A 25,157-nucleotide genomic window follows, 5' to 3' on the forward strand; every position below is an offset into this window, starting at 1 on the left:
CCTACGACGGCTACGACGTCAAGGCGGCCGAGCGGCTGCGCGAGGACCAGTGCATGGGCACCGAGGCCCTGCGCATGGGCGGACCCAACCTGTACGCCCTCGCGCAGAACGCGCTCACGCTGCCGCCCGACCAGCTTCACACGAAGCTCGTCCGGAACATGTACGACGACAAGACCCCGCTGCACGCGGCCTGGAACGCCGACCAGGCGCTCACCGACCAGTGGCTCGACAAGGTCCAGAAGCAGGGGTATGCCTGGAACAGCGCCGCCAGCCTCGACTCGTACCCCAACGCCCCGAAGGACCCGGGCAAGATCTTCGACCAGACCGGGCTGCTCCCCTGGCTGTACCAGGGATTCTCCAACCCGCTCAACCTGTTCAACCCCTTCTACGACTCCTCCCCGACGGCCGACGACAAGACGAAGGCCGCCGCGCTGGCGATCGGCGACCCGCTCTACACCTCCGGCGGGACGCCGAAGGAGCGGGAGGCGTGGGCGCTGTGGAAGAAGAACTCGGGGAAGGTCGAGCCCAACCAGCTCTTCGTGCCCCGGGTGTTCGCCGACGACGCCCGGATCTTCCTCGGCTCCGGCGGCTTCCCCCGTACCGCCGCCGAGCCGGGCACCCCGGAGTTCCGCATCGCGGTCGAGGACCTCAAGGCCCGCTTCGGGGCCTGCGGCTGGCACGATCCGATCGACCCGAACCGGGTCCTCGGCAAGCAGGTCGCCCAGGCCGCGTCCGAGTGGCAGCAGGAGATAGCCGGTCAGACCACCCAGCGGCAGCAGATCCTGACGGCCGGCAAGGACGCCGCGAAGGCGCTGCAGGACGGCGCGTACGCCCTCAGCCTGCTCGTCGGCCAGTCCTGGCTCGCCGACTACTACACCCGCTGGCAGGACCACTGGACGCCCGGCGGCGTCGGCTGGATCGGCAACGGCTACACGGTGATCGAGGTCCCCGGGGCGAAGGGCACCTGCCTGGACGTCCAGGGCGGCGGCAAGACCAACGGCACACCGGTCCAGATCTACACCTGCAACGGCAGCGCCTCGCAGGAGTGGTCGCTCGAAGGCGGTGAGGAGGACCTCCACCTCCGCAACACCGGCTCGTTCAAGTGCCTCGACGTGGCGGGGAACGCCTCGGCCAACGGTACGAAGATCCAGATCACGGACTGCTACAGCACCAAGGGCCAGTCGTGGAAGGCGGACGTCCGCGCCCCCTCCACCCTGCGCAGCGTCAGCACCGGCAAGTGCCTGGACCTGAGCGCCTTCACCGTCGGCACCGACGCCCGGCTGTTCGACTGCAAGGACACCAGCGCGCAGAAGTACCTGATCAAGCCCAACGGGAAGAAGGGCGCGGGCAGCACCCCGTACCCGGCCAAGGCGCAGTTCGACGCCGCGACCAAGGGCCTCGCCGACGCCCGCGCGGCGGCGAAGACCCACCTCGCGACGGTCAAGGCCCAGCTGGAGAAGGCCAAGACCTCGGCGACCGCCTCCGACACGGCCGTGCAGGCCGCGTACGGCATCGCGGACGCCGCCGGCGCCCCGCGCGGCCGCGGTCTCCTGGTCGGCCAGCAGAAGGCCCAGGTCACCAAGGGCGCCGTCGCGGCGCTGACGGCGATGGCGAAGGCCGGCGAGACCGCCGAGGCCGCCACCCGGGCCGCCGCGGGCGACAGCGCGACGATCACGCAGCGCGCGCTCGCGCAGACCGCGCAGGTCAACGCCGAGTTCCGCAAGGAGGCCGCGCGCATCGCCTCGGAGCAGGCGAAGGCCGCGTCCGACGGCGCCAAGCTGCACCGCGACAACGCGAAGAAGGACAAGGAGACCGCCGAGGCCAAGCTGGCCCTCGCGCTGAAGGCCGAGGGCGACGCGAAGGCGGCCGCCGCCGACGCACACGCCAAGCGGCTCGCGGCCGAGGCCGAGGAGGCCACGGCGAAGGCGGAGAAGGACACGGCCGCCGCGAAGCAGAACGAAGCGGCCCAGCACAAGCAGACCGCCCAGAACGAAGCGGCCAACGCCCAGACGGCCAAGGAGAACGCCGAAGCCGCCGAGGCCACCGCGGTCGCCCGCAAGAACGACGCGGTCAAGGCCCGCGACAACGCCCGCGACCTCAACGCCGACGCGTGGGACGCCGCGCAGAAGGCGGACGCGGCCCGCGCCAAGGCGGACGCCAAGAAGGCGTTCGCCGAGGCCCACGACGCCGACGAGAACGCCCAGGAGTCCAGGGCGGCGGCGGACGCGGCCGACACCTACGCGGACAACGCCGAGGCCGCCGCGGGCCGGGCCCGTACCGCCGCGAACGCCGCGAGCGAGGCGGCGGCCGAGGCGGACGCCGCGGCCAGCCGCGCCGAGGCGGCCGCCAAGCGGTCCCGTGCCCACGCGGACGCCGCGCAGGCCGCCAAGCTGAGGGCCGACGCCGCGGTGAAGACCGCGACCAGCGCGGCGGCCGACGCCATCGACGCCTCCGAGCACGCGGCCGCGGAGGCGGCGACGGCCGTCAGGCTGGCGGAGGAGGCTGAGAAGTCGGCCAAGGCCGCCAAGGCCGAGGCGGACGCGGCGAGCAAGGAGGCCGCGAAAGCCCTCGCCGCCTCCGCGAAGGCCGCCGGCTTCGCGTACGTCACGGCCCAGGCCGCCGTGGACGCGGGCAACGCCGCCCTCCAGGTCGCCAAGCCGGCCAACGACGCGATCCAGCTCGGCTCGCCCTACGCCGCCACCGACTCGGCCGCCGGGCTCGTCGTCCTGACGGGCCAGGGCTCCAAGACGATCGCCGACCAGCAGAAGGCCGTCGCGGACGCCCACGCCAAGAACGCCCAGGCGGAGGCGGTGGCCGCCAAGAGCATCGCCGACCAGGCCGTCGGCGACGCGAAGATCGCCCACCAGCACGCGGCCACCGCCGCCGGACACGCGGCGACCGCCCGCGGCTACTCCAAGGAGGCCCTCGGCTACGCGGCAGACGCCGCGGCGGCCGCCGCGAAGGCCACCCAGTCGCTGGCCCGCACCGTCGAGTACGACCGCAAGGCCGCCGAGGACGCCGCCGCCGCCGACAAGGCCGCCGGACGCGCCGAGGGCTACGCCGCGCAGGCCCGGGACTCCGCCGACCAGGCGGCCCTCGACGCCCAGGCCGCCCGCCAGGCAGCCGCGGCGGCCGAGGAATCCGCCAAGGACGCCCGCGCCGCCGCCGACCGCGCCGCCACCGCCGCCACCGAGGCCGAGGAGGCCGCCAAGGACGCGCTCAAGTTCGCCGAGGAAGCTCAGAAGGCCGTCGACGAGGCCCTGCGCAACTCCGCGAACCAGCAGGTCTCGACCGGTGCGGGCACCGGGGTCGGCGGCACGTGGTACGTCGTCGACGAGGACAGCGTCGAGATCACCGACGCCAAGCAGCACGAGCCGTGCGTGATCACCATCGGCTTCGAGGGCTGCACGACCACCTTCACGGTCACCTTCAGCGCGGTGGTCGACTTCTTCCTCTGCACCGACCCCCAGATGACCACCGGAGCGGGCAGCTGCCCGCGGGCGGACACCCTGCTGATCGAGAGCAAGCGGATCCCGGGTCTGAAGAAGGACGTCACCCGGTACTTCAGCAAGCTGGAGCTCATCCAGGAGACGCTCACCTACAAGCTCATCAAGGCCGTCCTCGTCCAGGACTTCGTCGACTGCTGGCACGGCAGCATCAGCGGCTGCGCCTGGGCGGCGAGCAACTTCATCCCCGGCAAGGCCTTCGGCAAGGTCTTCGAGGGAATCCGCGCGCTCGACGCGGCGATGAAGACTGGCGTCGGCATCCGGGACGCCTTCAAGGCCCTCCAGGTCCTCGACCTCGACCCCGGGACCATCGCCAAGCTCAACGCCCTCGTCAACGCCGAGGAAGCCCTCTACACCGCCTGCAAGGTGAACAGCTTCCCCGGAACCACCCGGGTGCTGATGGCCGACGGCACGCGGCGGCCCATCAGCGAGGTCGGCGAGGGAGACCTCGTCAAGGCGACCGACCCGGACTCAGGCCGGGTGGAGGCCCGGCGGGTCACCGACACCTTCGTGCACGACACCCGGCGACTCGTGGACATCACGGTGGCCGACGGCGGGAGGCTGGCCAGCACGGCGGGCCACAAGTTCTACGTGGTGCAGCGCGGCTGGACGCTGGTCTCCGACCTGCGCGTCGGCGACCGGCTGCGCACCCCGGACGGTTCCGTCCGCGCGGTGACCGCCCTGCGCGACCGCTCCGGCCTGGCACCGCGCACGGTCTACGACCTCACCGTCGACGACCTGCACACGTTCTTCGTGCTGGCGGGCGCCACGCCGGTCCTCGTCCACAACTGCAACGTGGCCCTGGGCTGGCAGCGGGGCGGCGCGCTCGACGAGTGGGCCAGGGCGAACAAGTTCGCCACCTTCTCCGTCGCGAAGGCGAGTGACTTCGCCCAGATCGTGGAGAAGGCCGTCGCCGATCCGAAGGTCGTCCTGCACATCAACATGACGGGGCTGAGCCAGCACGGAACGTTCGTGGAGGCCGCTCAGCGCGGTCTGATCGCCGGCGAGTTCGGCAGGGCCACGGACTACGAGATGTCCATGATCGCGAGAGCCCTCGTCAACGGCCAGCGGCCGTGGAGCTCGATCAAGTTCTACACGCCGACGGGGCCGAACGGGGCGATGGAGCTGGTCCCCCCGACGGCTATGCCGGACCTGTCGGTGCTGAAGGGGGAGATGCCTCCGGTGAAGGGGTCGATCATCGGATACTGCCATTGCAAATCCTGACGAACCCGGGGGACCTGACGTACCTGACGAGGAGGTGGACATGGAAGCCCACGAGCGGGACCCGTATCCGGACGTGACCGCGGCGGGCGGCCTCGTCGCGGCCCTGCGGCAGGAGGCGGAGGCGCGCGGCCGTGACATCGGCCTGCCGGCCCACGCCACCGAGGCCGTCGGCATGGAGACCCGACGGGGCTACCTGTCGGTCGACACGGCCGACGGGGAGCGGCGGTTCCGGCTCCGCACGTCCATCCCCGACTTCGGCTGGGACATCGGCGGTACGAGCGATCTGGGCACGCTGGTGGACGCGATCGCCGCGTGGCGGGAGGGCGTACCGCTGGACGCGCTGAAGGCGAGGTTCGACTTCCTGGACCTCGACGCGTTCACCGGGGCGCTCGCGTCCGGAGAGCCCACCGCCTCGCAGTGGACGGGCCTCCTGTCGTCCGCGTACTACCGGCCGCAGCGGAACCTGCTGCGCCGCCTCCACGCGGACGAGGTGCTGCGGAACGCCTTCCCGACCATGACGCACCGGGCCGTCCGTCTCCAGGTGGACCCGATGGACTACACGAGCCGTCAGGTCCTGGTGCAGGAGCCGGACGAGGGGCGCTACTCCGTCGTACGCGTCGGGGTTCCCGGTGCGGAGTGGACGGAGGTTCCGGGCGATCGGCTGATCACCTTTCTGCGTACCGCCCTGGACGAGGACCGTTCGGAGTGACACCCCGCTGAGACCCCGCTGACACCGCGCTGAATCCGAAGCCCCGCCGGCCCGCCCGGCGGGGCTTCTTCGTCCCCCATGGGGCCACGCCCGCACGGCGTCACGCCCCCGCCAGCACCGCCCGCAGCTTCCGCACGCCCGCCTTCCACTCCTCCCCGTCCGACTCCTCCCAGAGCTCCAGGAGTTCGGAGGGTTCGGTGAGGATGCGGTCCAGGGCCGTCACGGCCTCCGGGCGGAGCTCGGCCGGGAGGGGCGGCAGGGGGTCCTTCGGGGCGTACGAGGTGGTGACGGGGTCGCCGCCCGGGCACTGGGCCGCCAGCAGGGCCGCCGAGGCGATCGCCTCGTCCGCCAGGTCCGCGTCCAGGTAGGCGTCACCGGTCCCGATCACCTCGCGGAAGGCCGTGCGCAGGACGTCCGCCTTCTTCTCCGCCGGGGCCTCGTCCACCCGGTACGAGAAGTCGGCGGCGGTGTCGTTGTCGAAGGGGCCGATGTCCCAGGTGCCCATGGCGTGCTCGCTCTCTCCGTGCGCGGTCGTTCCGCTGTACCGACAGAGTGGCAGGCACCACTGACAACGCCCCTCCGGAGCCCGGCTCCTGGGGCCGGACCCCGGTCGGTGCGGCGGCCCGCTCAGGCCTCGACGCCCAGATCCTCGCGCATGGCCTTCTTCATCGCCCCCACGTAGGGCCAGACGTCCTGGTGGAGGTCCGCCTCCATCGTCGCCAGTTCCACCGCGTACGTCACGGGGTCCGCCGCGTACGCCCGGAGCTTCCCGTAGGCGCCGTTCAAGCGCTTCTTCGCCGCGCTGGTGGAGCGCGACACCACGTCCGGGACGATCATCTGGGACTCCGCGTAGCTGTCCCGATAAGCCTGCCTGGCCGCCTCCAGGTTCTCCAGGGACGCGGCGACGTCCTCACCGCGCTCCAGTGCGTGGAGGTGGTTGGTCATGGGGATCTGCGGGCGGCCCGCTCAGTAGCGGTAGCCCGGCCAGTGCGGGTCCTCCCAGCGGGCGGGGCCCGTCAGGCCGATGAGGCGGATCCGGTGGAGCAGGTCCTCGTGGCCGTCCCGCGGGGCGAGTCGGGCGGGCGCGTGCCGGACCAGCCACGCGCCGAGTTCGAGGCGGAACGCCTCGGCGTTCTCCTCCTCCCAGGCGGGCCAGGGGAGTTCGTCGCCGAGCAGGTCGTAGTCCCAGTGTGCGGCGGCCTCGGCCAGGTGCCGGTCGGCGACGGGGTCGTCGAGTGCCTCCCAGACCGCGAGCCACGGGCCGAGGGTGTCGGACGCCTCCGAGCACAGGGCCAGCAGCTCGTGGACGGGGTGGACGGGGGCCGGGTCGGCCAGGGCGTGGGCCCACCAGGCGTGCAGGAACTCCCGCACCGCCTCGGCCTGGGGCGCGGGCCACCGCCGCCACCGGCCGCGGGCGAGGGAGAGGCCCACCTCGTGCAGGCCGAACAGGGTGGTCGTGCGGCCCTCGACCAGCTCGGCGGCGAAGGCGGGCAGGATGCGCCGCAGCACCGCGCCGTGGTCGGCCCAGTCGGGGGCGGTCCAGGTGCGGTGCAACAGGTCCGGGTCGAGCGGCACGTCCGGGACCTTCAGGAGGGCGAGCTCCTCCTCGCTGCCCCAGTGGCAGTCGCACTGGACTTCGTCCTGCCGGGCGATCATGCCGCGGAAGGTGACGGCCAGGCCGTCCAGGGCGCGGGCCAGTCGGCGACCCGCGGGGGTGGCGTGGGTGTCGGCGGTGGTCATCGGTGTCACGGCGGCCTCATCGGGACTCCGGACGGCTCCCGCCGGCCGAAGATCCCCACGATACCGGCCCCCGTCCCGACGGCCGCACCCGCCGCCCGCACCCACCCGTCGTCCGCGCCCGCCGTCGGCGCCACCTGCCCGCGTCCGTGCCCGGAGTCCGCGCCTGCCGTCCCCACCCGCCGTCCGTCTCATCTGTCCGCGCCCGGCGCCCCACCCGCCGGCCGCGCCCGCCGTCCCGCCCCGCCGCCCGCCGCCCGCACCCGCCCGTCGTCCGCGAGGCCGTCGCACATCCCCTCCGCATCTGACCTTCCGTCAGAATGGAACGTGTTCTAGTCTGCCGCGCATGGGCATCGCCATCACGCACGAACAGCGGGAGCTCGCCCGAGCCGTCCGGGGCTGGCTCGCCCGCGCCGTACCGCCCGAGGAGGTCCGCAAGCACCTGGACGTCCCCGGCACCGCCACCGGCCGCCCCGCGTACTGGGACGCCGCCGCCGAGCAGGGGCTCCTCGGAGTCCACCTCCCCGAGGAGCACGGCGGCGGGGGCGGCGACCTCGGCGACCTCGCCGTCGTCGTGGAGGAGGCGGCCAGGGCGCTCCTGCCCGGGCCCTACCTGCCCTCCGTACTCGCCGCCGAACTGCTCCTCGGGGCCGGCGCGAACGGGCTCGCCGCCGCACTCGCGCGCGGGGAGCGGATCGGGGCCGTGGCCCTCGGCGGCACCGGCACCCTCACCGCCGTCCGCACCACCGGCGGCCACCTCCTCGACGGCACCGCGCCCCCGGTCCTCGGCGGCGCCCAGGCCGACCTCGTCCTGCTGCGCGCCGCCACCGCCGACGGCTCCGTCTGGCTCGCCGTCGACACCGACGAGCTCGCCGTCCGGCCCCACGAGAGCGCCGACCCCACCCGGCCCACCGCCGAGATCACCGCCCGTGCCCTCCACGTCCCCACCGCCCGCGCCCTCCCCCTCGACACCGCCCTCGTCCACGACCTCGCCGCCGTCCTCTTCGCGGCCGACGCCTGCGGCACCGCCGCCCGCGCCGTCGAGACCGCCGCCGCCCACGCCCGCACCCGCGAGCAGTTCGGGCGGCCCATCGGGCAGTTCCAGGGCGTCAAACACCTCTGCGCCGACATGCTCGTCCGGCTCGAACAGGCCCGCGCCCTCAGCTGGGACGCCGCCCGCGCCCGCGACGACGAGGCGCGCTCCCTCACCGCCGCCCTCGCCGCCGCCACAGCCCTCGACACCGCGTTCACCTGCGCCAAGGACTGCATCCAGATCCTCGGCGGCACCGGCTTCACCTGGGAGCACGACGCCCACCTGCTGCTCCGCCGCGCCCTCGTCGCCCGCCAGATCCTCGGCACCGGCGACCGGCACCGGCTCGACGCCGTCCGGCACGCCGCCACCGGCGTCCGCCGCGGCCTCCGCCTCGACCTGCCGCCCGAGGCCGACCCGTACCGCGAGGCCGCCCGCGAGGCCGTCACCCCCGCCGCCGGGCTCGACCCGGCCGCCGCCCGCCGCGCCCTCGCCCCCACCGGCTACGCCGCCCCGCACCTCCCGGAGCCGTACGGACTCGGCGCCGGCCCCCTCCAGCAGCTCGCCGTCCAGCGCGAGCTCGACGAGGCCGGGATCGCCGTCTCCGGGCTCGGCATCGCCACCTGGGTGGTCCCCTCGCTCCTCGCCCACGGCACGCCGGCCCAGCAGACGGAGCACCTCGGTCCGACCCTGCGCGGCGAGCGCCTCTGGTGCCAGCTCTTCTCCGAGCCCGGCGCCGGCTCCGACCTCGCCTCCCTCCGCACCCGCGCCGAGCGCACCGAGGACGGACGCTGGCGGATCAACGGGCAGAAGGTGTGGACGAGCGCCGCCCAGTGGGCCCACCACGGCATTCTGCTCGCCCGTACCGACCCGGCCGCCCCCAAGCACAAGGGCCTCACCTACTTCCTCGTCGACATGCGGAACACCCCCGGGATCGACGTACGCCCGCTCAAGGAGATCACCGGGGAGTCCCTCTTCAACGAGGTCTGGTTCGACGACGCGATCCTCCCCGCCGACGCCGTCGTCGGCGAGGTCGACGACGGCTGGCGGGTCGCCCGCAACACCCTCGGCAACGAACGCGTCCACATGGCCGACCAGGTCGCCTTCGACACCGGCCTGGAGGCCGTCATCGCGAGGGCGGACGGGACCGACGACTCCGTGCGGGTGCGGATCGGCGCGCTGCTCGCCGAGGCGCACGCGCTCGCGTGCATCGGCCTGCGCACCACCCTGCTCCAGGTGTCCGGCCTCGAACCGGGCGCGGGCGCCAGCGTCCGCAAGCTCGTCCAGACCCTCCACCAGCAGAGACTCGCCGAACTCACCCTCGAACTCCTCGGCCCCGGGGGCGCCGTACGCGAGGGCCCCGGCGAACGGGCCGTGCACGGCCTGCTCATGTCCCGCTGCCTCACCATCGCGGGCGGCACCACACAGGTACAGCTCAATGTCGTCGCCGAGCGGCTGCTCGGCCTGCCGAGAGACTGAGGGGGAACCGCAGATGGGCAAGGTGTACGTGGTCGGCGTCGGGATGACCCGGTTCGAGAAGCCCGAGACCCGGGACTGGCAGTACTGGGACATGGTCGAGGAGGCCGGAACCGCCGCGCTCGCCGACGCGGGAGTCCCCTACGCGCGCGTGGAGCAGGCCGCCGTCGGCTACTGCTTCCAGGCCTCCACCGCCGGACAGCGCGCCGTGTACGAACTCGGGCTCTCCGGCATCCCCGTCTACAACCTCAACAACAACTGCGCGACCGGCTCCACCGCCCTCATGACCGCCCGCCAGTTCGTCGAGGGCGGCATCGCCGACTGCGTCCTCGCCGTCGGCTTCGAGAAGATGACCCGCGGCGCGCTCGGCGGCGGATCGGGCGCAGGCGACTTCACGACCTCGCCCGTCGCCCGGCACTACGGGATCATGGCCGCCGCCCACGGCTTCGAGGCGAGCCCGCCCACCGCGCAGCTCTTCGGCAACGCCGCCCGCGAGCACATGGAGCGGTACGGGACGACCGAGGCGCAGCTCGCGGCCGTCGGCGCCAAGAACCACCGGCACTCGGCGGACAACCCCCACGCCCAGTTCCAGGACGTCTACACCGTCGAGGAGGTCCTCGCCGCCAAGACCGTCCACCGGCCGCTCACCAGGCTCCAGTGCTCGCCCACCTCGGACGGCGCCGCCGCGGCCGTCGTCGTCTCCGAGCGCTTCGTCGACGAGCACGGGCTGCGGGACCGGGCGGTGGAGATCGCCGGACAGGCGATGACCACCGACACCGGGGAGTCCTTCGCCTCGGGCTCCTGCATCGACGCCGTCGGCCGCCCGATGTCCCGGGCCGCCGCCCGGCAGGCGTACGAGCGGTCCGGGCTCGGCATCGAGGACGTCGACGTGATCGAGCTGCACGACTGCTTCTCCGTCAACGAACTCCTCACGTACGAGGCGCTCGGCCTGTGCGAGGAGGGCGCCTCCGGAAAACTCGTCGAGTCCGGTGCGACGACGTACGGCGGCCGCTGGGTGGTGAACCCCTCGGGCGGCCTCATCTCCAAGGGGCACCCGCTGGGCGCCACGGGCCTGGCGCAGGCCGCCGAGATCGTCTGGCAGCTGCGGGGCGAGGCGGGTCCCCGCCAGGTGGCCGGAGCGCGGGTCGGACTGGCGCACAACATCGGCCTGGGCGGCGCGGCCGTGGTCACCCTGCTCCGCAAGGAGTAGGACCTTCTCCCCATGTACGGGGCGGAGGCGGTCTGCGACCATCACATCCATGCCGCAGACCGACTCCGCACGGACGACCCCCGCCACCCCCGCCCCGCCCGCACCCCGCGCCTGGGCGGTCGTCCTGACCGCCTGCGCGGGCCAGTTCCTCGTCGTCCTCGACGTGTCCGTCGTGAACGTCGCGCTGCCGTCGATGCGGACCGACCTCGGTCTCTCGGCGCTCGGTCTGCAATGGGTCCTCAACGCCTACGCCATCGCCTTCGCCGGCTTCATGCTGCTCGGCGGGCGCGCCTCCGACCTCTACGGGCGGAAGGCGATGTTCCTGCTCGGCCTCGGCCTCTTCACCGGCGCGTCGGTCGCGGGCGGCCTCGCCCAGGAGGGCTGGCAGCTCGTCGCCGCCCGCGCCGTGCAGGGCCTCGGCGCGGCCGTCCTCTCACCCGCCACGCTGACCCTGGTCACCGCCGCCGTCCCCGCCGGAGCCGCCCGCACCCGGGCCATCGGCACCTGGACGGCGGTCGGCGCGGCCGGCGGCGCGGCGGGCGGCTTCGTCGGCGGCCTCCTCGTCGACCTGCTGTCCTGGCGCTGGGTCCTGCTCATCAACGTCCCCGTGGGCGTCCTCGTGCTGGCGGGCGCGCTGCTCTGGCTCCGGGAGTCCCGCACCGGCGCCGGCCGGCGCCTCGACCTGCCCGGAGCCGTCCTCGTCACCGCGGGGCTCGCCACTCTCGCGTACGGCATCGTGGAGACCGAGGAGGCGGGCTGGACGGCGCCCGCGACCCTGCTCACCCTCCTCGGCGGCCTGGCGCTCCTCGGGGTGTTCGTGGCGGTGGAGGCCCGTACGGCGGAACCGCTGATGCGGCTGGGGATCTTCCGCAACCGCGCGGTGTCGGCGGCCAACGCGGCGATCCTGCTGTGCGGTTCGGCCTCCTTCGGGATGTGGTTCTTCATGACCACCTACGCGCAGAGCGTCCTCGCCTACACCCCGCTCCAGGCGGGCCTCGCTCTGGTCCCCAGCTCCCTCAGCGTGGTCCTCGGCTCCAAGCTGGCCCCGTACCTGATGCCGTACACCGGAGCGCGGAACCTGGCCGTGGCGGGCGCCCTCGTCGGGGCGGCGGGCTTCGCCTGGCAGTCGACCCTGACGGCCGACGGCACGTTCCTCGGGACGATCCTCGGCCCGGGCATCCTGATGATGGCCGGGATAGGCCTGGCCACCACCCCGCTGGCCGCCCTCGCCACGTCCAGCGCCTCCCCGTCCGACGCGGGCCTCGTCTCCGGCCTCGTCAACACCTCCCGCACGATGGGCGGCGCGCTGGGCCTCGCGATCCTCTCCACGGTCGCGGCGGCGGCCGCCCCCGCCGTCACCTCCGGCACGCCGGACCCGTCGTCCCTGGTCCCGGGATACGCGATGGCCTTCCGCGTGGCGGCGGGCGTCCTGGTCGCGGCGGCCGCGCTGATGCTCCTGTGGCTCCCGAGGCCGGCCCGGGCCGCGGCCCGCCGCGGGTGACAATGCCCGGGTGATATCGATCAAGAACAAGTTCAGAACGGCCGTGACCGCGCTGGCCGTCGGCGCGTCCCTGCTGGCCGCCCCCTCGGCGTCGGCGGAACCGGTGCTGGCCGTGACCACGGGCGCCGTGTTCAACGACCCCAACAGCACCGACGCCTCTGCCCGGGGGCGGATCCTCTCCCACCTCGCGGGGCTCGTCGACGGCGCGGAGGCCGGGTCGTCCATCCGGATCTCCCTCTACCTCTTCCACTCGGTGTACCTGGCGAACAAGCTGGGCGACGCGCACAAGCGGGGCGTGACCGTCCAGGTCGTCGTCGACGCCGACAGCCGCTCCACCGGGCTGGAGACCCTCAAGACCCGGCTGGCGGACCCGGCTGGCGCCGCCGGCTCCTGGGTGCGGACCTGCAAGCCGGAGGAGGCCTGCCTGGCGCTCGACCCGGGCACCACGGCGGCGGACCCGAACGGCACGTACGACAACGTCAACCACAACAAGTTCTTCCTCTTCTCCCGCACCAGGGGCAAGGGCGACGTGTTCGTCGACGACGTGGTCGTGCAGGGCTCCGGGAACCTCACGAGCCAGGACACCGACGACTGGTGGAACGACGCCCTGACCGTCGTCGGCAACGCGGAGCTGTTCACCGCGTACCGGGGCTACTTCGACGACCTCGCCGCGGCCGCCGCCGGGCAGATCCCGCAGGTCGCGGAGTACGCGCACGACACCCAGGCGGGCAAGGCGAAGGTCTACTTCTTCCCCCGGTCCGGCACCGACACGGTCGTCAACATCCTCGGGACGGTGGCGCCCGTCGGCACCCCGGACTCCTGCGGGGGCAACTCCGCGGGCTTCGGCACGGCGGACGGCCGTACGAGGATCCGCATCGCCCAGGGCCACACCACCCGTCCCGACGTGGCGAAGAAGCTGTGGGAACTCGCCAACGCGGGCTGCGACATCGAGATCGTCTACCGGTCGCTCGACAACTGGACCGCCGACGACAAGCCGATGGGCCAGGTCGCCAACTGGCTGACCAGGCCGGTCACCGGCAAGGGCCGGATCACCCTGCACCAGCTCGACAACGACAAGCGCGGCGGCTCCGACTCCCACACCAAGTACCTGCTGATCGAGGGCACGTACAACGGCGGCCCCAACAAGAAGATCGTCTTCACCGGCAGCCACACCTACACGACGACGGCACTCCGGTACAACGACGAGGCGCTGCTCAAGTACGAGGACGCGACGGTCTTCGACGCGTACGTCCAGAACTTCGAGGCCCAGCGGGCGGCGGCGATCGCGGGGCTGTAGGTCCTGACCCGACCGGCGGGTCCGGGGAGGGGCCGGGGCCCTGCGAGCCGCCCCGGGCGGCGGGCCCCGGGCCCACCGCGGCCGTCAGGGGCCCCGGTCACGGGCCCCCGGTCGGGTGCGGTCCCGCGCCGTCGCCCGGGTCGGGCGTGGGGTGCGGTCCCGCGCCGTCGCCCGGGTCGGGCCCCGCACCGCGTGCCGCGGCCTCGAACGCCGGGTCGATCACCGTCTCGCCCCGCAGGACCCGGCGGATCGACTCGGCCAGCTCCTCCACCGGGCCGTCCTTCACCAGGAAGCCCGCCGCGCCGGCCTCCATGGCCCGGCGCAGACACCCGGGGCGGCCGAAGGCCGTGAGGATCAGGACCCGGCAGTCCGGGGCCTGCGTGCGCAGGTCCGCCGCCGCGTCCAGACCCGAACGGCCCGGCAGTCCGATGTCGAGCAGCGCCACGTCGGGCCGCGCGAGGAGTGCCGCGTCCACGATCTCGTCACCCCGCCCGACCTGTGCGACGACCTCCATGTCGGGCTCCATCCCGAGCAGCACGGCCAGCGCCCCGCGCGGCATCCCCTCGTCCTCCGCGAGCAGCAGACGGATCATGGCGTGGGCTCTCCCTCGCGCTCGTGCGGACCGGCGGTCGCCGCGGGGAGCTCCTCGGCGACCCGGGACCGCTCCTGCGGAGCGGTCCCGAGTCAAGAGTGCCGCCTGCCGCCGCGACCCGCGCGCGCAGGCGGCCCGTACGGCGACCGCCGGTCCGCCCGCCGGGCCCTCCGCCGGGTCGGCGCCGACACGTGCCGAGCCGTACGCCTGACGTACCGTCAGGTGTGGACGCCCGGAAGGGTTCCCAACTCCTCTCGGCTGGGCTATACATGGGGACCACCGACCTAGAACGCGTTCTAGAACGGCCGCGTACGGGACGGTTCCCGCACGGCCTCGGTGCGGCCGACGGTGCGGACGGTCGCACCGAGGTCTTCACCGCCACGAGGAGCAGCAGCCCGATGCCCATCGACCCCGCCAAGGCCGTCGCCGCCGAACCCCGCAGCGCCGACATCTCCTGGGACCACAAGGACGTCCAGCTCTACCACCTGGGACTGGGCGCAGGAATCCCGGCGACCGACCCCGACGAGCTCCGCTACACCCTCGAATCCCGGCTCCACGTCCTGCCCAGCTTCGCGACCGTCGCGGGCGCCGGCATGGGCGTCGTCGGCGGGCTCTCCGCCCCCGGCATCGACATCGACCTGGCCGCCGTCCTCCACGGCGGCCAGACGGTGACCCTCCACCGCCCCGTCCCCGCCGCCGGCCGCGCGGTCTCCACCTCCCGCGTCGCCGCCGTGTACGACAAGGGCAAGGCCGCCGTCCTCGTCCTGCGCTCCGAGGCCTCCGACGCCGACGGGCCGCTCTGGACCAGCGACGCCCAGATCTTCGTCCGCGGGGAGGGCGGCTGGGGCGGCGACCGCGGCCCCTCCGAGCGCCTCGCCGTCCCCGGGCGCGAGCCCGACCGGACCGTCGAGCGGCCCGTCCGCGAGGAGCAGGCCCTCCTCTACCGGCTGTCCGGCGACTGGAACCCGCTCCACGCCGACCCGGAGTTCGCCAAGCTCGCCGGCTTCGAGCGGCCGATCCTGCACGGCCTGTGCACGTACGGCATGACCCTCAAGGCGGTGGTGGACGCGGTGCTCGGCGGCGACGTCACCCGGGTCCGCTCGTACCGCACCCGTTTCGCCGGGATCGTCTTCCCCGGCGAGACCCTGCGCATCCGGATGTGGGCCGACGAGGGCCGCGTCCAGGTGACCGTGACGGCGGTCGAGCGGGACGACGCACCCGTACTCGCCGACACCCTCGTCGAACACGCCTAGGCCGGACCGGCACTCGCAGGTCCGGACGGGCACTCGCAGACCCATCCCGGCACTCGCAGACCCATCCCCGAGGGAGCCGCACCATGCGCGCAGCCGTACTGCACGAGATCGGCCAGGACAAGCTCGAAGTCGTCGACGACGTCGAGGCGGTGGGCTTCGGCCCCGGCAAGGTGAGGATCCGGGTCCGGGCCACCGGCCTCTGCCACTCCGACGTCTCCGCGATGAGCGGCGTCCTCCCGCAGCCCGCGCCCTTCATCCCCGGCCACGAGGGCGCGGGCGAGATCATCGACGTCGGCGACGGCGTCACCGGACTCGCCCAGGGCCAGCGGGTCCTGCTCTGCTGGCTGCCCGCCTGCGGCAGCTGTCCCGCCTGCAGGCGCGGCCAGACCCAGCTCTGCCTGGCCGGGTTCATGAACGCCGGCATCCCCAACTTCAAGCGCCCCGGCGGCGACGTCTTCGGCTTCGCCGGTACCGGCACCTTCACCGAGGAGGTCGTCGTCGACGCGGGCTGTGCCGTCCCGATCCCCGACGACGTGCCCTTCGACATCGCCGCCCTCATCGGCTGCGGTGTCACCACCGGCCTCGGGGCCGCGATCAACACGGCCAAGGTGGAGGCCGGTTCGTCGGTCGCCGTGATCGGCTGCGGCGGCGTCGGCATCTCCGCGATCCAGGGCGCCAAGCTCCAGGGCGCCGCCCAGATCGTCGCCGTCGACCCCGTGGAGTCCCGCCGCGAGGCCGCCCTGCGCTTCGGCGCCACCGAGGCGGTCGCCCCGGACGCGCTCGCCGACGCCCGGCAGCGGATCACCGCGGGCGAGGGCTTCGACTACGTCTTCGAGGTCGTCGGCAAGTCCGCCACCGCCCGCACCGCCTACGAGACCACCCGGCGCGGCGGCACCCTGTGCGTGGTCGGCGCCGGCGCGATGGACGACAACCTCCAGCTCAACATGTTCGAGCTGTTCTTCGACGAGAAGCGGATCCTGCCCTCGATGTACGGCGGCGGGGACGTGCTCCGCTCCTACGAGCGGGCCATCGCCCTCTGGCGGGCCGGCCGCATCGACCTGGAGTCCCTCATCACCCACCGCGTCCCGCTCGCGGGCGTCAACGAGGCCCTGGAGCAGATGCGGACGGGGGTCGCCCTCCGCACCTGCATCGAGATCTGACCCGCACCCGCGACAGGGAGCAGGCCCGCACCCGCCACGGGGAGCCGGCCGTCACCCGCACCGAGATCTGAGAGGACCGCGACACATGGCACTCCCGCTTGAGGGGCTGAGCGCGATCGTCACCGGCGCCGGCCGGGGACTCGGCCGCGCCGAGGCCCTGGAACTGGCCCGGCTCGGCGCGGCCGTCGTCGTCAACGACTACGGCCAGCCGGGGCGCGACGGCTCGGGCGCGGCCTCCGCCGCACCCGCCGAGGAGGTCGCCGCGGAGATCCGCGCGGCGGGCGGCAGCGCGGTCGCGCACCTCGGCGACATCGCCGACTTCGAGACGGCCCGGGCCCTGGTGGACCTGGCCGTGACCGAGTTCGGCAAGCTGGACGTCCTGGTCAACAACGCGGGCATCCTGCGCGACCGGATGGTCTTCTCGATGAGCGAGGAGGAGTGGGACTCGGTCATCCGGGTCCACCTCAAGGGCCACTTCAACACCACGCACTTCGCGGCGGCGCACTGGAGGACCCGGGCCAAGGCGGGGGAGTCCGGCGTGTACGGCCGGATCGTCAACACCTCGTCGGAGGCCTTCCTCGCCGGCTCGGCCGGCCAGCCCAACTACGCGGCCGCCAAGGGCGGGATCGTCGGCCTCACGACCTCGACGGCGCTCGCGCTCGCCCGCTACGGAGTGACGACGAACGCCATCTGCCCCCGGGCGCGCACCCGGATGACCGAGGACGTCTTCGCGGCCGTCCCGGCGACCACGGGGGGAGCCGAACCGGCGGACGGAGGCGGACTCGACCCGCTGTCGCCGGAGCACGTGGCACCGCTCGTCGGCTACCTCGCGTCGCCGGCCGCCGCCGGGGTCAACGGCCAACTGCTCGTCGTCCACGGCGGGATGGTCGCGATCATGGACCGCCCGCGGGTGGCGGCCGCGTTCGACACGGCCAAGGAGGCGTTCACGTACGAGGAGCTCGACGGCCTCCTCACCCCGCACTACGCGGCGCGCCCGGCGGGGGAGACCTTCGCGGCCTCGGAGGTCCTCGGCCTGAAGAAGGGCTGAGGCCGACGGGAACCGCCGGCCGGGGTGCGGCCCGGCCGGGAGGGGGACGGTGGGGAGGACGAAGGGCCCCGGGGAGAACCCCGGGGCCCTTCGCCCGTTCCGGTACCGCCCGTTACTTCGAGACGGGCTCGCGACGGTGGCGGCCGTGCGGGGAGGACGCGGAGTCCTCCGACGGCGCGGCGTCACCGCGGTGCTTGCCGGAGCCGTTCGGCTCCTGCCCGTCCGTGCTGTTTTCCGACATGGTCGAACTCACCCCGTTGACATCGGTCGTGCTGTGCAGCCCGAGAGTCTAGCCAGCGGGTTTCCCGTCCGTCAGGGGAGCCTGCTGCAACGGCACCGGACGGCACACCCGGGGCGCCCCGGTGGCCCCGCCCGGGCCCGCGGCCGACCCGGCCGAGGCCGCGGCGGCGGCCACCGCGGCGGGCTCCGGGGAGGGCTCCGGAGGCGCCTCGACGTCCGCGAGACCGCAGGGCGCCCCGGCCGTCGCGTACGGCAGCCTGAGCACCCCCTCCGGCGTCCAGAGGCCCGCCCCCGCCAGCCACCCCGCGGGTGCCGCCAGTTGGCCCATCCGGCGGGCCGCCGGCTGCCACGTCCCCACCCAGCTGCCGCCCGCCGCGTCGATCCGCAGCGCCACCGCACAGGTCTCGGGCATGAGCACCCGTCCCGGCTGCACGGCGAAGGGCGTCACGGCCGCGTCGTCGAGCCGCAGGCACTCCGGGAACCGCACCGGCAGCAGGCTGCCGAGCACGCCCCAGCCCAGCCGGTCGTGCCCCGGTGACGGCGCGTCGGAGCGGATCAGGAGCAGTCCGCTGTCCGGGTCGGCGAGGAGCAGCCGGTCGTCGCTGTCCTCGGTGATCTGGAGCAGCGGCGTCACCTCTCCGCCCCGCTCCAGGTCGACGGCGACCGCCTTCACCGGCCCGCCGGCCTGCCGCCGGTCCAGCGCGAGCATCCGGCCCGTGCGGTCGAGCCACACCCCGCCCGAGCACCGCCCCGGCACCTCCGCGACCTGCTCGGGGCCGAAGGCCCCGCCCGCGACCAGCCACAGCGTGCTCGTCTCGGGTCCGACGCACAGGGCGTACGCGCAGATGCCGTCGGGCGACGGCGGCAGCAGCACCAGGTGCTCGGAGCCCGGGGCCTCCACGGCGCCGAGCCGGAGCTCCCCGGTGGCGGGGCCGGTGGGGTAGAGCAGCGAGAACGTGTTCCGCCGCCCGTCCACCCGGCGGGCGACCAGGACCCGGCCGTCGGCCAGCGGGAGCAGCTGGGTGCCGGGCTCCTCCGGCTGGTCGAGGGGGAGCGGGACGGCGTACGGCTCCGGGCCGTCGAGCGTCCACCGCTCCGCGTACAGGGCGTCCCCGACGCCCGCGAGCCTGGCCGCGTACGCGCCGTTCGCCGTGATCGTGAGACCCGTCGTGCACGCCGCCGGCCGTACGCCGCGGGCCGGGTGCTCCCCGTCGCGGTCGTCGTCCTCGGCCGTGGTCTCGATGGCACACGCTGTCATCGACTCGTCACCTCCGGCCACGAAGCTAGTTTTCGCACTTCCAGCCGAACAACACGAGCAGGGTCACTTCACACGGAAGGGTGGCTGTGCGGCGGTTCGGCTGAGGGCCGGGGGGCCGGTGTGCTGGAGTTGCCCGTGATCGGAGAGGTAAGGCGACCCTAAACGGAGGGCGAGGGTCCGCCCCGGAGTCCCCCGAGCGCCCCCCGGGCGCCTCGTGCGGAACGTGCCGCTCCGCCCGGGTTCGCCCCGGAGCGCCCGGAGGTCGCGGGCACCTCGAACGCCTTCCCGCGGGACGCGCGGCTCCGCCCGCCCGGACGGAGTGCTCCCGCGCCCCCGCGCCTGCGGTACCGGCCCCGAAGGCGAGCCAGGTAGCCTTTCCCCGTGCCCCGTCTGTCTGAAGTCATCGCCGCGCTCGACGCCCTCTGGCCACCCGAGCGGGCCGAGTCGTGGGACGCCGTCGGCACCGTCTGCGGTGACCCCGACGCCGAGATCACCCGCGTGCTCTTCGCCGTCGACCCGGTCCAGGAGATCGCCGACGAGGCGATCGCCCTCGGCGCCGACCTGATCGTCACCCACCACCCGCTCTACCTCCGCGGGACGACGACGGTCGCGGCCGGCCACTTCAAGGGCCGCGTCGTGCACGGCCTCATCAAGCACGACATCGCCCTCCACGTCGCGCACACCAACGCCGACACCGCCGACCCCGGCGTCTCCGACGCCCTCGCGGGCGCCCTCGACCTCCGGGTCACCGGCCCCCTCGTGCCCGAGAACAACCTCGGCCGGATCTGCGAGCTCGACCACCCCGAGACGCTCGCCGAGTTCGCCGCCCGCGCGGCGAAGCGGCTGCCCGCCACCGCGCAGGGCGTCCGCGTCGCGGGCGACCCCGGCATGACCGTGCGCCGCGTCGCCGTCAGCGGCGGCTCCGGCGACAGCCTGTTCGACGCCGTACGCGCCGCCGGCGTGGACGCCTTCCTCACCGCGGACCTGCGCCACCACCCCGTCTCCGAGGCGACCCAGCAGTCGCCGCTGGGCCTGGTCGACGCCGCCCACTGGGCCACCGAGTGGCCCTGGTGCGAGCAGGCGGCCGCCCAGCTCGACGAGATCTCCGACCGCCACGGCTGGGACCTCCGCGTCCACGTCTCGAAGACGGTCACCGACCCCTGGTCCGCCCACCTCGTCCCCGCCGCCGCCCTTCCAGAGAGCGCTTCGCGCGCCCCTTCCGACCACACCTCTCCTGGAGCCCCCAACTGAACGCCGCGCCCGCCGACCAGATCCGCCTCCTCGACGTCCAGGCCCTCGACGTCCGTCTCCAGCAGCTCGCGCACAAGCGCCGCTCGCTGCCCGAGCACGCCGAGATCGAGTCCCTGACCAAGGACCTCACCCAGCTGCGCGACCTGCTCGTCGCCGCGCAGACCGAGGAGAGCGACTGCGGCCGCGAGCAGACCAAGGCCGAGCAGGACGTCGACCAGGTCCGCCAGCGGGCCGCGCGCGACCAGCAGCGCCTCGACTCGGGCGCGGTGTCCTCCCCGAAGGACCTGGAGAACCTCCAGCGCGAGATCGTCTCCCTCGCCAAGCGCCAGGGCGACCTGGAGGAGATCGTCCTGGAGGTCATGGAGCGCCGCGAGTCGGTGCAGGAGCGCCTCGGCGAGCTGACCGAGCGGGTCGCCGCCGTGCAGGCCAAGACGGACGACGCGAGCGCCCGCCGCGACGCCGCCCAGGGCGAGCTCGACACCGAGGCCGCGTCCGTCACGAAGGAGCGCGAGCTCGTCGCGGGCACCGTCCCGGCCGACCTCATGAAGCTGTACGAGAAGCTCCGCGAGCAGCAGGGCGGCGTCGGCGCGGCCCGGCTGTACCAGCGCAAGTGCGAGGGCTGCCACATCGAGCTCAACATCACCGAGCTGAACGAGGTCCGCGCCGCCGCCAAGGACGCCGTCGTCCGCTGCGAGAACTGCCGCCGGATCCTCGTCCGCACCTCGGAGTCCGGCCTGTAATGACGTCGTCTTCGCGTGAGGTGATCGTCGAGGCGGACGGCGGTTCCCGGGGCAACCCGGGGCCCGCCGGGTACGGCGCCGTGGTCCTGGACCCGGTGACGGGCGAGACCCTCGCGGAGGCGGCCGAGTACATCGGCGTGGCGACGAACAACGTCGCCGAGTACAAGGGCCTGGTGGCGGGTCTGAAGGCGGCGCGGTCGCTGTTCCCCGACGCCACCGTCCACGTCCGGATGGACTCCAAGCTGGTCGTCGAGCAGATGTCCGGCCGCTGGAAGATCAAGCACCCGGACATGAAGCCGCTCGCGGCCGAGGCCGGCCGGGTCTTCCCGGCGGGCCGGGTCCGCTACGAGTGGATCCCGCGCGAGCGCAACAAGCACGCGGACCGGCTCGCGAACGAGGCGATGGACGCGGGCAAGCGCGGCGTCCCGTGGCGGCCGTCCGACTCGACGGCCGCGCTGGACACCGCGGCCGCCCGCAACGCCGCGTCCCTTCCCCCGGAGCCCTCGGGCCCGCCGGGCGACGCGGCGGCGGGCGCCGCCCGGGCCCGCGCGGCCCTGGCGACGGGCACGGGCGAGGAGCCGGCGCCGGGCACGGGCCCGTCCGCCGGCCCCGGCCGTACGGGCACGGGCGCCTGGCCCGGCACCGCCGCCCGCCCCACGGCCGGGGACGACGGCCTGTTCGCCGCCGAGGAGACCCTCACGACCCCGGCCTCGGGAGACTTCGAGGCGGAGGCGGGCGCCGCCCCCGCGCCCGCTCCAGCCGCTCGGTCGGCCTCCGCGCCCGCCCGGGCCGTTTCGTCGGCCTCCGCGCCCGCCCCGGCCGCTCCGTCGGCCTCCGCCGCTCCCGGGCAGGGCTGGTCCGCCGCTCCCGACATGGGCGCCCCCGCCACGTTCGTCCTCCTCCGGCACGGCGAGACCGCCCTCACCCCCGAGAAGCGGTTCTCCGGCAGCGGGGGGACCGATCCCGAGCTCTCGGCGGCCGGACTCCGGCAGGCCGAGGCCGTCGCGGAGGCGCTCGCCGCGCGCGGCACCATCCAGGACGTCGTCAGCTCGCCGCTCACCCGCTGCCGCCAGACCGCCGCCGCCGTCGCCGCCCGCCTCGGGCTTGACGTCCGCGTCGAACAGGGGCTGCGCGAGACCGACTTCGGAGCCTGGGAGGGACTGACGTTCGGCGAGGTGCGCGAACGGCACCCCGAGGACCTCGACGCCTGGCTGGCCTCGCCGAAGGCCGCGCCCACCGGCGGAGGCGAGAGCTTCGCGACCGTCGCCCGGCGCGTGGCGGCGACCCGCGACCGGCTCGCCGCCACCCACGCGGGACGCACGGTCCTCCTCGTCACCCATGTGACGCCCATCAAGACGCTGGTCCGGCTGGCGCTCGGCGCCCCACCGGAGTCGCTGTTCCGGATGGAGCTGTCGGCCGCGTCGATCTCGGCGGTCGCCTACTACGCCGACGGCAACGCGTCCGTACGGCTCCTCAACGACACCTCCCACCTCCGGTAGGGCCGCGCCGGCCGCGGGAGGCCGGAAAAGGGAGTGGCGCGATGACCGTGCCCCGTACCACCATCCCGTCATGACCTGGCACTTCACCGAGGACACCGCCGCCTTCCGGGCCGCGGCAGGAGCGCACCTCGCCGCCGAGGCCACGCGGAACACCGCCGTGCTGACCCTCATGGACGGGGCGGACCGGCTCGGCTGGTGGGCCGGGTCCGACGGCCGCACCACGGGGGTCCTCGCGGTGTCCCGGTCCGGGGCCCTGCACCTGGGCGCCACGACGGAGGAGGCGGCCCGGGCGCTCGCCTCCCGGCCGGGGGAGGAGCCGGTCTCGGTCCGCGGCGAGACGGCCGCGGTGGAGGCGTACGCCCGGGCCTCCGGGCGCCCGTGGCGGCCCGTCGTCCGTATGCGGCTCTTCCGGCTCGGCGAGCCGGTCCCGCCGGCCCCGGCCCCGGCCGGCCGGCACCGCACGGCCGCCGCGCGGGACGTCCCGCTCGTCGCGGCCTGGACGCGGGAGTTCGCCGTGGCCATCGGCGAGGAGCCCGCCGAGGACTACACCGGCTTCGCCGCCGAGCGGATCTCGGAGGGCCGCCTCGTCCTCTGGGAGGCGCCCGACGGCCGCCCGGTCTCGATGGCCGCCGTCTCCCGGACGATCGAGGGGCAGGCCCGCGTCCACCTCGTCTACACCCCGCCCGCCGAACGCGGCAACGGTTACGCGGCGGGGGCCACCGACGCCGTCGGCCGGGTCGCGGCCGCACGGGACGCCACCCGGATCCTGCTCTTCACGGACCTGTCCAACCCCACCAGCAACGCCCTCTACCAGCGCCTCGGCTACCGCCCGGTGACGGACCACCTGGGGGTGGAGTTCAGCGGGACCGCGGGCTGACCGGCCCCCGCAGCGCGGCCGCCTCGCGCGCCAGCGTCTCCACCCGCGCCCAGTCGCGGGCGGCGAGGGCGTCGGGCGGCAGCATCCACGTACCGCCGACGCAGCCCACGTTCGGCAGGGACAGGTAGGCGGGGGCGGAGGCGAGCGAGACGCCGCCCGTGGGGCAGAACCGGGCCCGGGGGAGCGGTCCCGCGAGCGACTTCAGGTACGGGGCGCCGCCCGCGGCCTCGGCGGGGAAGAACTTCATGTCCTGCACGCCCTGTTCGAGCAGCGCCACGACCTCCGAGGTGGTCGACACACCGGGCAGGAAGGGCAGCCCGGAGTCGCGCATCGCGCCGAGCAGCCGCTGCGTCCACCCGGGGCTGACCAGGAACCGCGCCCCGGCGCCGACCGCGTCCGCGACGCCCTCCGCCGTGACGACCGTCCCCGCGCCGACGACCGCCCCCGGCACCTCGCCGGCGATGGCGCGCACGGCGTCGAGCGCGGCCGGCGTGCGCAGGGTGACCTCGACGAGCGGCAGCCCGCCGGCCACGAGGGCCCTGGCCAGCGGCACGGCGTCGGAGGCGTCCTCGATCACGACCACCGGCACGACCGGGACGGAGGGGACTTCCGGGGCAAGGTCGAACACGCTCGTCATGGGCGCCATCCTGCCCACGGCGAGCGTTACGCGCAACGAGCGTTGCGCATAGTGCAACGCGTACGGGGTGCCGGGAGACGCGGAGAGAACCGGTGCTCCCGGCGGCCCCTCAGTGGATCTCGTCGACCAGGACGTCGAGCGCCCCCGGCTTCCCGCCCTCCTCCACCACGTACTTCAGGTCCCGCAGCGCCACCACCAGCTCCGTCGGCGAGCGCGGCGCGGCCCCCGCCTCCAGCAGGCTCCGGACGATCCGGCCCTTCGTCGCCTTGTTGAAGTGGCTGACGACCTTCCGCGTCGGCGCGTGCAGCACCCGCACCGTCGCCGTCCGCGCCGCCACCTCGCCCTTGGGCTTCCACGCCGACGCGTACGCCGCGGACCGCAGGTCCAGGACCAGCCCGTCCCCCGCCTCCTCGGGCAGCACGGAGGCCATCGCGCCCCGCCAGTGCACGCCCAGCGCGCCGAGCCCCGGCAGCTTGACCCCCATCGAGCAGCGGTACGACGGGATCCGGTCGGTCACCCGCACCGCGCCCCACAGCCCGGAGAAGACGAGCAGGGAGCGGCCCGCCCGCCGCCGGGCCGCCGCGTCCAGGGTCGCCAGACCCAGCGCGTCGTACAGCACACCCGTGTAGATCTCCCCGGCCGGCCGCGCGCCCGCCGTCCGCAGCTCCACGTTCTTCGCGACCTCGCCGCGCAGGCCCTCGCTCAGGCCCAGCACCTCGCGCGCCTTCTCCTCGTCGGCCGCGCACAGCTCGACCAGCTCGTCCAGGACCGCGGCCCGCGCCTCCGCGAGCCCCGGCAGGGACAGCGACTCCGGCTTGAGCGGCGCCCCGCGCCCCGAGGAGGCCTTGCCCTCGGAGGGCGGCAACAGCACGAGCACGGTGGTTCTCCTTCGTCCGTACGGGGATGGGGGTG

20 protein-coding genes and 1 pseudogene are annotated in these 25,157 nt (G+C 74.4%); 13 read left to right on the plus strand and 8 right to left on the minus strand.

Annotation, left to right across the window (positions count from 1 at the left end; translation table 11 throughout):
- The first annotated feature begins 53 nt into the window (after nucleotides 1–53).
- Together ACY0MR_RS25585 and ACY0MR_RS25590 are read left to right on the plus strand one after the other, a co-directional pair.
- Complete coding sequence (locus ACY0MR_RS25585) at nucleotides 54–4,730, plus strand: RICIN domain-containing protein (RefSeq protein WP_473561887.1); 4,677 nt, start codon at nucleotides 54–56, stop codon at nucleotides 4,728–4,730.
- Nucleotides 4,731–4,770: 40 nt separating this feature from the next.
- Nucleotides 4,771–5,439 (plus strand): hypothetical protein, encoded by a 669-nt coding sequence (locus ACY0MR_RS25590; protein ID WP_473555589.1) that lies wholly within the window; start codon nucleotides 4,771–4,773, stop codon nucleotides 5,437–5,439.
- Nucleotides 5,440–5,539: 100 nt separating this feature from the next.
- Here ACY0MR_RS25590 and ACY0MR_RS25595 read toward each other — a convergent pair whose 3' ends face one another.
- The 3 genes from ACY0MR_RS25595 to ACY0MR_RS25605 form a co-directional block, all read right to left on the minus strand.
- Nucleotides 5,540–5,944 carry a DUF4259 domain-containing protein gene (locus ACY0MR_RS25595; protein WP_403313061.1) on the minus strand — a complete coding sequence of 135 codons (405 nt, stop codon included), beginning with the start codon at nucleotides 5,942–5,944 and terminating at the stop codon, nucleotides 5,540–5,542.
- Between the two features lie 122 nt (nucleotides 5,945–6,066).
- Nucleotides 6,067–6,384, minus strand: a complete 318-nt coding sequence (locus ACY0MR_RS25600) for a hypothetical protein (protein ID WP_473555592.1) — start codon at nucleotides 6,382–6,384, stop codon at nucleotides 6,067–6,069.
- A 21-nt stretch (nucleotides 6,385–6,405) separates the two neighbouring features.
- Nucleotides 6,406–7,179, minus strand: a complete 774-nt coding sequence (locus ACY0MR_RS25605) for a hypothetical protein (RefSeq protein WP_473561889.1) — start codon at nucleotides 7,177–7,179, stop codon at nucleotides 6,406–6,408.
- A 343-nt stretch (nucleotides 7,180–7,522) separates the two neighbouring features.
- On the opposite strand from ACY0MR_RS25605, the gene ACY0MR_RS25610 reads away from it, so the two are divergent.
- From ACY0MR_RS25610 to ACY0MR_RS25625, 4 genes are read left to right on the plus strand one after another with little or no spacing between them, the layout of a single operon-like run.
- Entirely contained in the window at nucleotides 7,523–9,685 is a 2,163-nt protein-coding gene (locus ACY0MR_RS25610) for an acyl-CoA dehydrogenase (protein ID WP_473555593.1), read from the plus strand.
- Between the two features lie 13 nt (nucleotides 9,686–9,698).
- Nucleotides 9,699–10,892: a lipid-transfer protein gene (locus ACY0MR_RS25615; protein WP_404080217.1), complete on the plus strand. Its 1,194-nt coding sequence runs from the start codon at nucleotides 9,699–9,701 to the stop codon at nucleotides 10,890–10,892.
- 49 nt (nucleotides 10,893–10,941) lie between these two features.
- Nucleotides 10,942–12,393: an MFS transporter gene (locus ACY0MR_RS25620; protein ID WP_403313056.1), complete on the plus strand. Its 1,452-nt coding sequence runs from the start codon at nucleotides 10,942–10,944 to the stop codon at nucleotides 12,391–12,393.
- Between the two features lie 10 nt (nucleotides 12,394–12,403).
- On the plus strand, nucleotides 12,404–13,690 hold the full coding sequence (locus ACY0MR_RS25625) for a phospholipase D-like domain-containing protein (protein WP_473555597.1): 1,287 nt from the start codon (nucleotides 12,404–12,406) through the stop codon (nucleotides 13,688–13,690).
- Nucleotides 13,691–13,862: 172 nt separating this feature from the next.
- Here ACY0MR_RS25625 and ACY0MR_RS25630 read toward each other — a convergent pair.
- Nucleotides 13,863–14,282: pseudogene (locus ACY0MR_RS25630) on the minus strand (response regulator); the annotation flags it as partial.
- 398 nt (nucleotides 14,283–14,680) lie between these two features.
- On the opposite strand from ACY0MR_RS25630, the gene ACY0MR_RS25635 reads away from it, so the two are divergent.
- From ACY0MR_RS25635 to ACY0MR_RS25645, 3 genes are all read left to right on the plus strand, one after another.
- Nucleotides 14,681–15,535: a MaoC/PaaZ C-terminal domain-containing protein gene (locus ACY0MR_RS25635; protein ID WP_388799376.1), complete on the plus strand. Its 855-nt coding sequence runs from the start codon at nucleotides 14,681–14,683 to the stop codon at nucleotides 15,533–15,535.
- Between the two features lie 83 nt (nucleotides 15,536–15,618).
- Nucleotides 15,619–16,695 (plus strand): Zn-dependent alcohol dehydrogenase, encoded by a 1,077-nt coding sequence (locus tag ACY0MR_RS25640; RefSeq protein ID WP_341623152.1) that lies wholly within the window; start codon nucleotides 15,619–15,621, stop codon nucleotides 16,693–16,695.
- Nucleotides 16,696–16,780: 85 nt separating this feature from the next.
- A complete protein-coding gene (locus tag ACY0MR_RS25645) occupies nucleotides 16,781–17,743 on the plus strand; it encodes a 3-oxoacyl-ACP reductase (protein WP_473555600.1) in 963 nt (320 codons plus the stop codon).
- Between the two features lie 112 nt (nucleotides 17,744–17,855).
- Here the strand turns inward: ACY0MR_RS25645 and ACY0MR_RS25650 are convergent, their stop codons facing one another.
- The gene (locus ACY0MR_RS25650) at nucleotides 17,856–17,984 is read right to left on the minus strand and encodes a hypothetical protein (protein ID WP_361856233.1); all 129 of its coding nucleotides are present in this window, start codon (nucleotides 17,982–17,984) and stop codon (nucleotides 17,856–17,858) included.
- A gap of 48 nt (nucleotides 17,985–18,032) precedes the next feature.
- Nucleotides 18,033–19,241 (minus strand): hypothetical protein, encoded by a 1,209-nt coding sequence (locus ACY0MR_RS25655; protein WP_473555603.1) that lies wholly within the window; start codon nucleotides 19,239–19,241, stop codon nucleotides 18,033–18,035.
- A gap of 381 nt (nucleotides 19,242–19,622) precedes the next feature.
- On the opposite strand from ACY0MR_RS25655, the gene ACY0MR_RS25660 reads away from it, so the two are divergent.
- The 4 genes from ACY0MR_RS25660 (at nucleotide 19,623) to ACY0MR_RS25675 (ending at nucleotide 23,608) form a co-directional block, all read left to right on the plus strand.
- Nucleotides 19,623–20,492 (plus strand): Nif3-like dinuclear metal center hexameric protein, encoded by an 870-nt coding sequence (locus ACY0MR_RS25660; protein WP_388799389.1) that lies wholly within the window; start codon nucleotides 19,623–19,625, stop codon nucleotides 20,490–20,492.
- Nucleotides 20,489–21,232, plus strand: coding sequence for a zinc ribbon domain-containing protein (locus tag ACY0MR_RS25665; protein ID WP_361862921.1), 744 nt, complete (start codon nucleotides 20,489–20,491; stop codon nucleotides 21,230–21,232). Before ACY0MR_RS25660 ends, ACY0MR_RS25665 begins: the two co-directional genes overlap by 4 nt.
- Complete coding sequence (locus tag ACY0MR_RS25670) at nucleotides 21,232–22,731, plus strand: bifunctional RNase H/acid phosphatase (RefSeq protein WP_473555605.1); 1,500 nt, start codon at nucleotides 21,232–21,234, stop codon at nucleotides 22,729–22,731. The genes ACY0MR_RS25665 and ACY0MR_RS25670 overlap by 1 nt, the downstream gene beginning before the upstream one ends.
- Before the next feature lie 70 nt (nucleotides 22,732–22,801).
- Nucleotides 22,802–23,608, plus strand: coding sequence for a GNAT family N-acetyltransferase (locus ACY0MR_RS25675; protein WP_473555608.1), 807 nt, complete (start codon nucleotides 22,802–22,804; stop codon nucleotides 23,606–23,608).
- Here ACY0MR_RS25675 and eda read toward each other — a convergent pair.
- Both eda and yaaA read right to left on the minus strand, forming a co-directional pair.
- Nucleotides 23,589–24,245, minus strand: coding sequence for a bifunctional 4-hydroxy-2-oxoglutarate aldolase/2-dehydro-3-deoxy-phosphogluconate aldolase (gene eda, locus ACY0MR_RS25680; protein ID WP_388799398.1), 657 nt, complete (start codon nucleotides 24,243–24,245; stop codon nucleotides 23,589–23,591). The genes ACY0MR_RS25675 and eda overlap by 20 nt on opposite strands.
- 109 nt (nucleotides 24,246–24,354) lie before the next feature.
- Nucleotides 24,355–25,122 (minus strand): peroxide stress protein YaaA, encoded by a 768-nt coding sequence (yaaA, locus tag ACY0MR_RS25685; RefSeq protein WP_473555611.1) that lies wholly within the window; start codon nucleotides 25,120–25,122, stop codon nucleotides 24,355–24,357.
- Between the last annotated feature and the right edge of the window lie 35 nt (nucleotides 25,123–25,157).

It is taken from the genome of Streptomyces sp. JN8, assembly GCF_055808075.1.